Here is a 13,336-nt window from a genome sequence, read left to right as displayed (position 1 = left end):
TGTACCTTTATTGATTGTTAAATTGTACCGGTGGCTGTAATTGCATGACTTCATCAAGCTGAATTTGTTGCACATATTCAAGCTCTAATAGAGCGTCTAACACGGCTTTACTGTGCGACTTTTCTATTTCGGCGCTGCAAAAATCAATAATGCTAAAGCGGCGTTTTATCAGCAGGCCGTTGATGTCAGGTAAAGGATGTGTGGTTTCAATTAGCACGCGGGTTGTAGGGCAGGGATCGGCATAGCCTGAACGTAATAACTTTTTTAAATTAAACAAGTTATCATCGAGCCGACCCAGCTCAATGGCGGCTTTAGCGCTATCAGGAATAAATAATGGCTCAGCAAAGCGATTTATTTTTATTTCGCCCGTGGCGTTAATTGTAGCTACCTGATTACTGTCGTAACTGACAATGTCACCGGTAATTAATGTGAATTGACTCATTGTGTTCCCTCGCAATGTTGTGTCGATTTCGGAGCTTAGCAAAATGGTGTGTTTGGTTAAGCCCTGATATAGTGCCAAAGTCTTAAGTTTTATACGAGTTTTTTATGTTCCGTTTATCAATTGTTTTATCTGCCTTATTATTTTCTCAGTTGAGTTTTGCTGCATTGACGCCTGTGGGTCTTTGGAAAACTATTGACGAAGAAACGAATGAAGCGAAATCTTTAGTACGTATTAGTGAGCAAGATGGTGTGTTGGTTGGTAGTGTTGAAAAAATCCTTAACCCAGCCAAGCAAGACGCAATCTGCGAAGAGTGTAAAGGTGATAAGAAAAATCAGCCTATTTTAGGGTTAAAAATTATAGAAGGCGCTACAGGTGCTGGCGATGGTAGCTGGCAAGAGGGTGAAATTCTAGACCCAAACAATGGTAAAACCTATACCCTTAAACTGACCCCACAAGAACAAGGTAAGGTGCTTGAAGTACGCGGATATATTGCATTTTTCTATCGTAATCAATATTGGCAACGTGTTGAATAACCATTAAAAAAGCCAAGCGATGCTTGGCTTTTTTATTCATGACTTACAAGCTTTCGCTGTACTCAGTCATGACTTGTTCAACCCAGCTTGCGATACGCTCATCGCTAAGCTCGTATTGACTGTCTTCATCAAGGGCTAAGCCAACAAATTGTTTGCCATCTTCAGTGAGTGCTTTTGAAGCCTCAAATTCATAACTTGCATCGTTAGGCCATTTGCCTAACAAGGTAATGCTTTGATCACAAATTTCATCGTGTAACATGCCAAGCGCGTCTTGGAACCACTGACCATAACCTTGTTGATCGCCCATACCAAATAGAGCCACGGTTTTGCCGTTTAGGTTAACATCTTTAATGTCGTCCCAGATTGATTCCCAATCTTCTTGCAACTCACCAAAATCCCAAGTTGAAATGCCGAAGATCACGAAATCAAATTGCTCTGCATTTTTTAATGGCTCATCTTTGATATTGTGAAGGCTCACTATGTCGTGACCAATAATATCGCGAATTTTCTCTGCCGCTATTTCTGTGTAGCAGGTTGTAGAACCATAAAATAAACCAATCTGCATCGTATTTATCACTGTGTATTTGCCTGATATGATAGGCGTAAGTTTACCGTAAGGTATAATCAATTGATACCTTGATAAGGATGAGAGTACGCGTGGCTGATAATAATTCACAAGCCCAAAAAGGTGTAATAACAGCAAATAACGCCGAACATTTAGAGTTATTTTTAGATACGCTGTATCTTGAGCAAGGAGTCAGCGAAAATACACTCGCTGCTTATCGCAGTGACCTTGAAAAGTTTTGCCAATTTTTAAAAGATAAAGACCTACTAGCCGTTTGCTCTGATGATATTGAAGCGTATCTAGCATATCGTGTTGATTTAGGGCTGAAGTCGCGCAGCACCGCGCGAAGCATCAGTGCACTTAAGCGTTTTTATCAGTATTTTGTACGCGAAAAAGCCATTGCCGATTCGCCGATGGCCAATATTGCTCAGCCAAAAGCTGGGCAGTCATTACCAAAAACGCTGTCAGAAGCCGAAGTCGAAGCTCTGCTTGCAGCCCCAGACATAGAAGATCCTATGGGGCTTCGCGATAAAGCAATGCTTGAGCTGTTATATGCCACAGGGCTTCGTGTTACTGAGCTGGTGGGACTCAGAATGGAGCAAATTAATTTGCGCCAAGCGGTGGTCTTTGTAAAAGGTAAGGGTAATAAAGAGCGTTTAGTTCCCCTAGGCGAAGAAGCAATGTACTGGCTTGAGCAGTTTTTGAAAGTGGGTCGTTCGCAAATGATTAAACATGCCACTGACTTTGTGTTCCCATCTAAGCGCGGGATTGGCATGACACGACAAACTTTTTGGCATCGCATCAAACACTATGCTATTTTGGCATCAGTTGAATCGCCGTTATCACCGCATACGCTCAGACACGCGTTTGCAACGCATTTGCTTAATCATGGGGCGGACCTTAGAGTCGTGCAAATGATGTTAGGTCACAGTGACTTATCAACAACACAAATTTATACCCATGTAGCGAATGAAAGATTGAAGTCGGTACACGAGCAACATCATCCACGTGCTTAGTGCAAGATTTTTAGAGATGTACCGGTCTATATAAAAAATGATCAGGATATAGGATATTTATGAAAAAGTTAGTTTTAGCCACAGCACTACTAGGCACAAGCTTAAATGTGTTTGCCAATGGCGTATCAACAACAGACGCTGCTGATGCCCCTATTATTGCTAAGTTTGCTGAATTAGGCGTAACCGTTAAGCAAATCAACCCAAGCCCAGTGGCAGGCCTTAAAGAACTAATTACTGATAAAGGCGTGCTGTACGCAAGCCCTGACGGTCAATTTCTAATGCAAGGAACACTGATTGACCTTAATAACCGAGTTAATCTAACAGAGCATGCACTGAGCGATGTACGTAAAGAAGGCATTGCTGAGTACGAAGACTCAATGATCGTTTACAAAGCGAAAAACGAAAAGCATTCAATCACAGTATTTACCGATATTACCTGTGGTTACTGCCGTAAACTACACCGTGAACTTGATGATTTCTTAGATGCGGGTATCACGGTTAAATACCTTGCTTTCCCACGTGGTGGTTTACATGGTAAAGGTTACCAAGATCTAATGAATGTATGGTGTGCTAAAGACCCTGCTGAAGCGTTAACAGAAGCAAAAGCGGGTGCAGAAGTTGCAGATGTGCCAGGTTGTAGCGCGCCAATTGCTGAGCATTACCAACTAGGTCAAAGCTTTGGTATGTCGGGTACTCCAGCAATTATTTTAGAAGATGGCACTATGATCCCAGGTTATCAATCAGCTGCGCAGATCAGCCAAGCGCTTGATGCCTTACCAAAAACATCTTCATAACTGATTTTTTAAACGAAAAGGCCTATTTGTCGTAGGCCTTTTTTATTTGTCTTAAGCAAAGAAGTACCATTTCCGACATGGAAAAAATAATTCAAGCTCGTCCTCATGTTGATGATTCGCATCTACCACATCATTTACACCCTGTAATTAAGCAAATATATGCGACTCGACAGGTGCAAAGTGCCACTGAACTCGATAATAGCGCTGCGACATTACATGACTTTAAGTTGTTTAAAGATATCGACAAAGCTGTGGTGCTATTGCAACAAGCGCTCGCGGCTCAAAGTCGCGTGTTAATCGTCGGTGACTTTGATGCCGATGGTGCAACCAGCACAGCAACCTTAATGCAAGGCCTTGCTATGTTTGGCCTAAAGAACCTTGATTACTTGGTACCTGACAGGTTCAGCCTAGGTTATGGCTTAAGTCCTGCGCTTGCTGAGCAAATAGTGGCTATGCAACCCGAGCTTGTGATCACTGTTGATAACGGTATTTCATGTATCGATGGCATTGCCATTGTAAAGCAAGCAGGTATTAAGGTGTTGGTAACTGATCACCATTTACAAGGTGAAACCTTGCCAGATGCTGATGCCATCGTGAACCCAAATCGCCATGATTGTCAGTTTCCATCGAAATCAATAGCGGGCGTTGGAGTAGCTTTTTATCTGCTCATTGCTTTACGTAGCCACTTACGTGAACAAGGGTATTTTCAGCATAATCCAATGCCAAATTTGGCTGAGTTACTTGATATTGTAGCCCTTGGTACCGTTGCCGATGTGGTCGCTCTTGATGCCAACAACCGAACCTTAGTTCATCAAGGTTTAGCACGTATTCGCAGTGGTAAAACACGCCCAGGTATCAGTGCCCTAATCGAAGTGGCAAATCGCAATGCTGCCCGTTTAAGTGCCAGTGACTTTGGCTTTTCATTGGCACCACGCTTAAATGCAGCAGGGCGTCTTGATGATATGAGTTTAGGTATAGCCTGTTTGTTATCAAGCGATATAAATCAAGCACGCCGAATTGCCGGTGAGCTAGACAGCCTCAATCACGAGCGCCGTGAAATAGAGCAGGGCATGCAAACTGAAGCACAAGCGGTGCTTGACCGTTTAGCATTTAAAACTGAGTCAGTGCCTGATGCCATTTGTTTATACCAAGCTGATTGGCACCAAGGGGTGATTGGTATTTTGGCTGGTCGCTTAAAAGAAAAGTATCACCGCCCGACGATTATTTTTGCAGCGGGCGATAATGGCGAAATAAAAGGCTCTTGCCGCTCTATTGAAGGGCTGCATATGCGTGATTTACTCGAGCGAGTAAATACACTCTATCCGCATTTAATCAGTAAATTTGGTGGCCATGCAATGGCGGCCGGGCTGAGTATCAATGAGCAATGTTTTACTGAATTTAAAACCGTGTTTGAGCAAATGGTAACAGACACACTCACTGAAGAGCATAAGCAAAGTATTTTACTTACCGACGGTGAATTACCTAATGAGTGCTTTTCGATGGAGTTTGCCAACTTACTAAAAAATGCAGGCCCCTGGGGACAGCAATTTCCAGAGCCAGTGTTTGAGCATATGTTTGAGGTAATACAGCAGCGCATTGTCGGTGAAAAACACTTAAAACTGGTTTTAAAACATCAGTCTGGGCGTCTAGTTGACGGTATTGCATTTGGTGTTGATGTGCGTGCATGGCCAGATACCGAAGTGCGTTTTGTGAAAGCTGCTTATCAACTCGATATAAATGAATTCCGTGGTAAATTCTCGTTACAGTTGATTATTCGAGAGCTACAAAAAGCGACATAAAAATATCGTTATAATCGGCATAAAAGGCTAATAAAACGCTCGGTTTTTTGTTAAAATCGGGCGTTTTTAATATTTGTAGATAATTTACCGTATTTATTGTCGATATCGGTGCGCGGTAAATCAGCCATTTTGGAGTAATGTACATGTTTGAAGTGAATCCTGTGATTAACCAAATCAAGGAAATTCGCGAACGTACTGAACTGCTTCGGGGGTACCTTTGACTACCCTCTTAAGAAAGAGCGGTTAGAAGAAGTTAACGCAGAACTTGAAGATTCAGCAGTGTGGAATGAGCCTGAGCGAGCTCAAGCACTTGGCCGTGAAAAGTCGGCACTAGAAGCTATCGTTGAGACCATTGATAATCTAGTGTCAGGTACCGAAGACGTTGAAGGTTTAGTCGAGCTTGCTGTTGAAGCCGAAGATGAAGAAACCTTCGCTGAAGCCGAAGCTGAATTAGGCGATTTAAACGCACAGCTTGAAAAGCTAGAGTTTCGTCGTATGTTCTCAGGCGACCATGACCAAAACGATGCTTATCTTGATTTACAATCAGGTTCTGGCGGTACTGAAGCCCAAGACTGGTGCAACATGCTACTGCGTATGTATTTACGCTGGGGTGAAGCAAAAGGCTTTAAAGTTGAACTGGTTGAAGCAACTGATGGTGATGTGGCTGGTATTAAAGGCGCAACAGTGCGCTTTGTTGGCGAATATGCATACGGTTGGTTACGTACAGAAACAGGTGTTCACCGTTTAGTGCGTAAGAGCCCGTTCGACTCAAGTGGTCGTCGTCATACCTCGTTTGCATCGGCATTCGTTTACCCAGAAATCGACGATAATATCGAAATTGATATTAATCCGGCAGATTTACGTATTGACGTTTACCGCGCATCAGGCGCTGGTGGTCAGCACGTAAATACAACAGAGTCAGCGGTTCGTATTACTCACATACCAACTAACACTGTTGTACAGTGCCAAAATGAGCGTTCACAGCACAAGAATAAAGACCAAGCAATGAAGCAGTTAAAAGCGAAATTGTTTGAACTTGAAATTCAAAAGCAAAATGCTGAGAAACAAAGCCAAGAAGATGCAAAATCTGATATTGGCTGGGGTAGTCAAATTCGTTCATACGTACTTGATGACTCGCGCATTAAAGACTTACGTACAGGCGTTGAAAACCGTAATACACAAGCGGTTCTTGACGGCGACTTAGATAAATTTATTGAAGCCAGCCTTAAATCTGGCCTATAACCACCAAGCTAAAAAAGAGCTAAAAAATGACTGATCAAATCCAAGACGAAAATAAGTTAATCGCTGAGCGTCGTGGCAAATTAGACGCAATCCGCGAAAATTGCCCAGCCAACGGTCATCCAAACCAATTCCGTCGTGAACATTACACGGCTGATTTGCAAGCTGAGTTTGGTGATAAATCGAAAGAAGAATTAGTTGCTGAGCAACACGTTGTATCAGTTGCAGGTCGTATTCTTGCAAAACGTGGTCCTTTCCTTGCGTTACAAGACATGAAAGGCCAAATTCAAGCGTACGCATCAAAAGACGTACAAAAAGAATTAAAAGCAAAATATGGTCAACTTGATATCGGTGACATCATCGGTGTTAAAGGTGCACTTAATAAGTCAGGTAAAGGTGACCTTTACGTAGAAATGACAGAGTACGAGTTACTGACAAAGTCATTACGCCCGTTACCAGAAAAATTCCATGGTTTATCTGACCAAGAAACTAAATACCGTCAACGTTATGTTGATTTAATTACTAATGATGCGACGCGTGAAACCTTCCGTATTCGCTCTAAGGTTGTTGAAGGTATCCGTCGTTTCTTAGCTGATCGTGATTTCATGGAAGTTGAAACGCCGATGTTACAAGTGATCCCGGGTGGTGCGTCTGCACGTCCATTCGTAACACACCACAATGCACTTGATATCGACATGTACTTACGTATTGCACCTGAGCTTTACTTAAAACGTTTAGTTGTGGGTGGCTTTGAGCGTGTATTCGAAATCAACCGTAACTTCCGTAACGAAGGTTTATCAACACGTCATAACCCAGAATTCACAATGATCGAATTCTACCAAGCATACGCTGATTACATTGACCTGATGAACATCACTGAAGACATGTTACGTACTGTTGCGACAGACGTACTTGGTTCACCAATTGTTGTAAACACAACGAAAGATGAAAACGGTGAAGTGGTTGATTCAGTAGAGTACGACTTTGGACAACCTTTTACTCGTTTAACAATGAGCGAGGCTATCCTTAAGTACAATCCAGACTTTGATGCTGCGGTATTTAATGACCCTGAAAACCATTTTGAAGAACTTAAAGCGTACGCGAAGCAAGTACACGTTAAGATCCCAGAAAACTGTGTATGGGGCCCGGGTAAATTCTTATGTGAAATCTTCGAAGAGACAGCTGAGCATAAGTTAATTCAACCAACTTTCATTACCGCATACCCGTGGGAAGTGTCACCACTTGCACGTCGTAACGATGAAAACCCGTTTGTAACTGACCGCTTCGAATTCTTCGTTGGCGGCCGTGAATTAGCAAATGGCTTCTCTGAGCTTAACGATGCACAAGACCAAGCAGAGCGCTTTACTCGTCAAGTTGAAGAGAAAGACGCTGGTGATGATGAAGCGATGCACTACGATGATGACTATATCCGTGCATTAGAATACGGCTTACCACCAACAGCGGGTGAGGGTATTGGTATCGATCGTCTAGTGATGTTATTTACTGACTCACCAACAATTAAAGATGTGATCCTATTCCCACACATGCGTCCTCAAGCTGATTAATCAGCTAAAAGTCTTGAAAACGCCGCTTTTTAGCGGCGTTTTTGTTATCAGAAATTTCTGATTTTTATTGCTCTCAATTTTAATACTCAATTGTAATTAGCTGATCTAAAAAGAAATGCTGAATTAGTCTTCCAACAAAGTTACTAAGTTGTAAAATTTTTCTACAAATACAAAGGCCAATAGTATTATTTTTAGCCAAGATATGACATCATTGCGCAATTCTCGTTCAATGTATAAATGGACTTAATAATAATGACTAAAAAGCCTTCGCCGTTGCCTACAGATACGAACAAAAGCGAGCATCAACGTGAAGATTTTTATCGTGCTTGCATAGCCGAATTTCAACAATTGGGTTATCAAGATCAATACCTCGCAGAGTTAACTGATGAACTGATCCCATTGACGGGTCTTGAGCCGTTGACTGATAAAGAAAAAACGGCGAAAGGATAAACAAAAACAAGCTCTTTTGGCTCGTTATGGACAATCTATAACCATCTATGCGATTTTCCTTGAAAAGTGTTTGACATATTTCCTGAAATCTTTATTATACGCCCCACAAGACGGAGAGGTGGCCGAGTGGCCGAAGGCGCTCCCCTGCTAAGGGAGTATAGGGTTTGTAGCTCTATCGAGGGTTCGAATCCCTCCTTCTCCACCATTTTTCCTAAAATGGCATGTCTTGAAAGTAATATGTGTGGACGCGTAGCTCAGCTGGATAGAGTACCTGGCTACGAACCAGGCGGTCGGAGGTTCGAATCCTCCCGCGTCCGCCACTTTTTACTTTAACTCTGCATCGAGTATAAACTTGAGTCTCTTGCTAAGAGAATAAATTAGTAATGTTCAAATGTGCGTGTGGACGCGTAGCTCAGCTGGATAGAGTACCTGGCTACGAACCAGGCGGTCGGAGGTTCGAATCCTCCCGCGTCCGCCATATTTGAAAGCTCACATCGAGTATAAAGATACAAATTTGGTCGGAGGTTCACTCTTTCAAGAGACGTCCCGCATACGCCATATTTGAAACTCACATCGAGTATAAAGATAAAATCATTGCAAGATTATAAAATGCAACTTGCGGACGCGTAGCTCAGCTGGATAGAGTACCTGGCTACGAACCAGGCGGTCGGAGGTTCGAATCCTCCCGCGTCCGCCACTTTCTATTAGAAAGTGGCATAAGCCGACAAGCTGTCGGTTTTTTTGTGTCTTTAAGATACAGTCAATGCAAGACTTAAACATGCATAATCACACTGCGGACGCGTAGCTCAGCTGGATAGAGTACCTGGCTACGAACCAGGCGGTCGGAGGTTCGAATCCTCCCGCGTCCGCCACTTTTTCTTTGAAAGTGACATAAACCGACGGAAGTCGGTTTTTTTGTGCCTGCAATTCGCGAACATCACGCTTCCAAACCCCAAATTAAACCCCAACTCAAAATGCAAAAAACGCACCCCGTAGGCGTGAAACTTGTTTCGCGCGTATCACGATGCTGTTGCCATAAATGATGACCTCCATCTACCACATCTTGCTATCTATCCCAGAATAACCATTTCTCAATATTAGGTTCATGCTCATGCATTATTTACATTTAACCGACAAAGGGTACAATCTTGCTAATACAATAATAATTAAACCAATATCCCTTGCGTCTATTTCACTTATTCTTTTTTTATTGCATTTTGCTTGGTTCGTTTGCTGCGCAAAGCGAGTCAGTTGCATCGCAATCAACACGATTAAACCAACAACAAATCCAAGCACTCAAATTTGAATCTTCAATTAAAGCAGATTGGTTGTTTAGCACTTACCAAGAGTCCGTATTTGATTCATCAATTTTGATCTTAGAGGCCGGTGATAAAAAGGCGCCGCCTTTGTTACTCGTACATGGTTTAGGCGTATTAGCTATGCAGGATTGGTTTGGGGTTATTCCTGAACTCACTAAACATTATCATGTTATTGCGATTGATTTACCTGGTTTTGCTCACTCAGAAAGCCCCGAAGGGCGTTACTCCCCTCGCAATTATGCTGCTGTACTGGCGGAAGTGGTCGATCACTATATTGCTGAACCAACCACGGTTGTGGGTCACTCTATGGGGGGGGCGGTCAGCCTGTATTTTGCTGGCAAATACCCCGAGAAACTCAATAAATTGGTGCTAGTCGACGCAGCGGGTATCTTACATAAAGTGGCATTTATAAAGCCTATCTCCAACGTACCTAAGCCTAATACTAAGCTACCTAAATTTCTCTCAACTAAGTTAGCTCAGCTCAATGATTTTACAACCGGACTCATTGAAGAAGGGGCGATTGATTCATACCTGACAGAGTTATTGCAGCGTAGTGATGGTGCGTGGAAGCTAGTAATGGGTGAAACACCAAATATCAATGCAGCGCTGAGTTTAGTTGAAGAAGACTTTAGCGAGATTGTCAGCAATCTGAAAATAGAAACACATATTATTTGGGGTGAAGAAGATGCAGTAGCTCCATTACGAACTGCAAAAGTATTGAACAGGCAGCTAATCAATAGTGATTTAGCTACTTTGCCTGATGTGGGCCATGTGCCAATGAAGCAACAGCCCAGCCAGTTTTTAGCTTTATTAAATCGTGCATTAACTGGGGAAGTTAAAAAAGCAGCCAGTGCAGAAGTTTCTGATAAACAAATCGAGACATTTCATTGTGAAGATCAGCACAGTCGCGAGTTTTCAGGCCATTACCGTCATATGATCATTGAAGACTGTAATAATGTGTTACTTAAAAATGTGGTTGCTGAATCTATCCGTATTAAAGATTCTTTAGTGAGATTAGAAGATGTAAGCTTATCAGGGGCTAAACTCGCTTTAAATATTAAGCGCTCTGTGGTTGAACTAACCAATGTCACTATTACGGCACAACAAGGTGTAAAACTAAATGAAAGCCGGTTTGATGGTGCAGGTGTACAAATCAATGCATCAGAGCATGCAATAAGCGTTGTCGATGACAGTAATATTATATTCTCGTTAAGTAGAATCCATAGCCCGATATACCAAGGTTTGGCACATGATGCCATAGAAGTAGAAAAAGGAATTATTGATGACCGCTTTAAATAGCATCCCTTTTGTTAAATTAGCAGCGTGCTCGTTGTTCTGTGTCGCTTTACTAGGAGGTTGCAAATCAACAAAGACGGAGCAACAACAATATGCTGATCTACAAGATAGTTTTAGTTATGAAACGTACAGGGGAGTGTCGAATACCAGTGTCGATACCATTGCTTATGGTTATAACAAACTGCAAAAAGAACAGTTAGAGCAAATAGGTGCAATTGAGCCAACACTGACTCATGCCATGATGAGCTACATTTTGAGCCTTGGTGTAAGTAAAGATTTTGCAATTGCAGAAAGCGACTTAGCGCTTGCTAAAGCGACTGATATGCGGGGTAAATATTTAGCATACAGTGCTCAGTCTTTGGCTTTTTATAACAAAGGTTGGCGCAAAATGGCTAAACAAAAAGCTAACTTCATTCGCACCGATCCTCTGTTTGCGACAGTGAGCCAGAGCTATCCAAAAGAGCAGCTTATTTCTTATCTCATTATTGGCAGTGTTGCAGTACGTGATGGTGACCTAGCGACAGCACAAAACATGTTTTATGTGATTGGTGAGCAGATTGAAAAACCCTGGTTACCAAGCTTAGCAAAAGCGTTAACGGTAACCCTAAATGGCTCAACAATAGACTCATTAATCATGCTAAAAGATATCAGCTCAGATCCCTCTTTAAACGGCTATGAACGTGAGAAAATAGCCGAACTGATGGATGTTGTGCAAAGCAAATTAAGCGATAAAAAGAAGCGTCAAAAAATCACCCATATTGCTGACGATTTCTTTCTCGAACGCATTAAGGATAAAAGCTCAACGCTATATCGTGATTTGATCACTGACTTACAAAAATACACTGAGCAAGTTCTGTAATCTCTTTATAAGTTGAGTGTAGTTTCACACTCAACTTCACCTAAATCCTCACTGTTTCAAATCCTTTACGCATTAAAACCGAGTTAATTTGCTTCATCGTCAATTTGTGTTAGATTTAATAAAATATTCCAAAAATTATAACAAGTGGGAATTTTATTTTATGTATGCGAAAGGTGCATATCAAAAACGGCTGGCTATAAGTTGCGGCTTGATGCTTTTGGCTGGCTGTAAAGCGAACACAGAAAAAGCTCCATTAACCGACCAACAATACTTTGAGCAGGTGATGTTAGCGCCAGCTATTTTGCCAAAAGACTTAGCTAATAGCGGCTGTTTATCACTCGAAAGTGAAAGCAACCTGCAAGGTTATAAATCAGCGGCTGAGGTTAATTACCAGCAAGCAGGTTGGCAAAACAGAGTTGCGGCCGACTGGCAGTATTTTTTAGCCCCAGAGCAACCGGGCAAGCTACTCCTAATTGATTATCAAGTTCAAGCAGGGCAATTAGCTTACCGGTATTTAAGTGACGGCAGCCACAATGAGTTGTATGAACCTTGGAGTTCATCAAAAATTCAAGCGTTTAGCGGTGCGCTCTCAAAAGTAAGGCAAACCCACCCTGAGCTTGGCGCAGCTTCTTTTGCCGGTGATACTGCACTGGCTGATTTGATCAGCAGTATTAATAGTTATGAAGCATTTGGCAAAGCCGATGGTAATTCAAATGCGATAGCCAGTTATTTTGTCAATGTGGCAGGTCGCGAATACTTACGTGGGTTTTTTAATGATGGCTGGCTAAAACTACAGGATGAGCGTTTGTTATTTAACGGCGCATATGGCTCAGAGCAGTTTATGCCATCAGACGAATACTGGCATAACCCTGCCAATAATGAGCTTGATGCAAAGATAGCTCGATACAAAGCAAGCAGTGATGATCCTGGCTATTTAGGGTATCGTTGTGAGAGTTGTGGTTTAACGGGCAACAAAGCAATGACCACACTTGCTCAAGCGGAATGGTTAAAACGTATGGTTAGTCATCAGCGTGAACCAAGTACGCAAATGCCTTATTTACAAGCAAGTGATGTTGATGTGCTACTTAACGGCACAGGTCATACAGATGAGCATGCTCCTGTAGGCGGCATGATGGTGGGTATCAGTCATATCGTTACAAATGCATTGGCAAATGTTATTGCGCCAAATAATAGTCGCTCAGCAAAAGAAGTGCTCGATAGCGCAACGAATGGGCAATGGCGTGTTTGGCAAAAAATTGGTTGGGGGCCAAGTGAAACGCGCTCCACCACAGAAACCGTAATGTTGGCACACGTGTGTTTAGGCAATTACCAAGGTGGCCGTGAGTTTACTTTTAGTGTGCAGCAGTCAACTTCGGGGGCCGACGAAGCCAATTTGCCAATAGTCGGTAAGCAAATGCAGCAAAAATTGCAGCATGCTTTTACAAAATTATTAGATTAA

At 42.3% G+C, this 13,336-nt stretch carries 12 protein-coding genes and 5 tRNA genes; 15 read left to right on the top strand and 2 right to left on the bottom strand.

The genetic code is table 11. The annotated features are described in order from the left end of the window. Positions 1 to 7: 7 nt before the first annotated feature. Positions 8 to 442, bottom strand: coding sequence for a hypothetical protein (locus tag AUR67_RS13670; RefSeq protein WP_058585703.1), 435 nt, complete (start codon positions 440 to 442; stop codon positions 8 to 10). A 104-nt stretch (positions 443 to 546) separates the two neighbouring features. Between AUR67_RS13670 and AUR67_RS13665 the strand changes: the two genes are divergently transcribed. Beyond that, complete coding sequence (locus AUR67_RS13665; protein WP_058585702.1) at positions 547 to 975, top strand: DUF2147 domain-containing protein; 429 nt, start codon at positions 547 to 549, stop codon at positions 973 to 975. A 43-nt stretch (positions 976 to 1,018) separates the two neighbouring features. On the opposite strand, the gene fldB is transcribed toward AUR67_RS13665, so the two are convergent. Next, a complete protein-coding gene (fldB, locus tag AUR67_RS13660; protein ID WP_054551247.1) occupies positions 1,019 to 1,540 on the bottom strand; it encodes a flavodoxin FldB in 522 nt (173 codons plus the stop codon). A gap of 128 nt (positions 1,541 to 1,668) precedes the next feature. Between fldB and xerD the strand changes: the two genes are divergently transcribed. From xerD to AUR67_RS21390, 14 genes are all read left to right on the top strand, one after another. Beyond that, a complete protein-coding gene (gene xerD / locus AUR67_RS13655) occupies positions 1,669 to 2,556 on the top strand; it encodes a site-specific tyrosine recombinase XerD (RefSeq protein ID WP_414858340.1) in 888 nt (295 codons plus the stop codon). Between the two features lie 59 nt (positions 2,557 to 2,615). Beyond that, positions 2,616 to 3,350 (top strand): bifunctional protein-disulfide isomerase/oxidoreductase DsbC, encoded by a 735-nt coding sequence (dsbC, locus tag AUR67_RS13650; RefSeq protein ID WP_058585700.1) that lies wholly within the window; start codon positions 2,616 to 2,618, stop codon positions 3,348 to 3,350. A gap of 77 nt (positions 3,351 to 3,427) precedes the next feature. Continuing rightward, positions 3,428 to 5,149 (top strand): single-stranded-DNA-specific exonuclease RecJ, encoded by a 1,722-nt coding sequence (gene recJ / locus AUR67_RS13645; RefSeq protein ID WP_058585699.1) that lies wholly within the window; start codon positions 3,428 to 3,430, stop codon positions 5,147 to 5,149. Between the two features lie 143 nt (positions 5,150 to 5,292). Next, positions 5,293 to 6,391 (top strand): peptide chain release factor 2 gene (prfB, locus tag AUR67_RS13640; protein ID WP_105181232.1). Its coding sequence is split into 2 segments (ribosomal slippage): positions 5,293 to 5,367 and positions 5,369 to 6,391, totalling 1,098 coding nucleotides; the frame shifts between segments, so codons are not numbered across the junction. Positions 6,392 to 6,417: 26 nt separating this feature from the next. Continuing rightward, the gene (gene lysS / locus AUR67_RS13635) at positions 6,418 to 7,953 is read left to right on the top strand and encodes a lysine--tRNA ligase (RefSeq protein ID WP_058585698.1); all 1,536 of its coding nucleotides are present in this window, start codon (positions 6,418 to 6,420) and stop codon (positions 7,951 to 7,953) included. A 252-nt stretch (positions 7,954 to 8,205) separates the two neighbouring features. Next, positions 8,206 to 8,403, top strand: coding sequence for a hypothetical protein (locus tag AUR67_RS13630; protein ID WP_058585697.1), 198 nt, complete (start codon positions 8,206 to 8,208; stop codon positions 8,401 to 8,403). Between the two features lie 112 nt (positions 8,404 to 8,515). Continuing rightward, positions 8,516 to 8,608 (top strand) — tRNA-Ser (locus AUR67_RS13625). Between the two features lie 38 nt (positions 8,609 to 8,646). Then, positions 8,647 to 8,723, top strand: a tRNA-Arg gene (locus tag AUR67_RS13620). 81 nt (positions 8,724 to 8,804) lie between these two features. Then, positions 8,805 to 8,881: transfer RNA gene (locus tag AUR67_RS13615), tRNA-Arg, on the top strand. Between the two features lie 142 nt (positions 8,882 to 9,023). After that, positions 9,024 to 9,100: transfer RNA gene (locus AUR67_RS13610), tRNA-Arg, on the top strand. 98 nt (positions 9,101 to 9,198) lie between these two features. Next, positions 9,199 to 9,275, top strand: a tRNA-Arg gene (locus AUR67_RS13605). A gap of 309 nt (positions 9,276 to 9,584) precedes the next feature. Then, positions 9,585 to 11,021, top strand: coding sequence for an alpha/beta fold hydrolase (locus AUR67_RS13600; protein ID WP_058585696.1), 1,437 nt, complete (start codon positions 9,585 to 9,587; stop codon positions 11,019 to 11,021). Then, on the top strand, positions 11,005 to 11,877 hold the full coding sequence (locus AUR67_RS13595; protein ID WP_058585695.1) for a hypothetical protein: 873 nt from the start codon (positions 11,005 to 11,007) through the stop codon (positions 11,875 to 11,877). The genes AUR67_RS13600 and AUR67_RS13595 overlap by 17 nt, the downstream gene beginning before the upstream one ends. A gap of 160 nt (positions 11,878 to 12,037) precedes the next feature. Next, a complete protein-coding gene (locus AUR67_RS21390) occupies positions 12,038 to 13,336 on the top strand; it encodes a hypothetical protein (protein WP_058585694.1) in 1,299 nt (432 codons plus the stop codon).

It is taken from the genome of Pseudoalteromonas sp. XI10 (assembly GCF_001469895.1).
In the GTDB taxonomy this organism is placed as follows: domain Bacteria; phylum Pseudomonadota; class Gammaproteobacteria; order Enterobacterales; family Alteromonadaceae; genus Pseudoalteromonas.
This window is presented reverse-complemented; position numbering and strand designations above follow the sequence as displayed.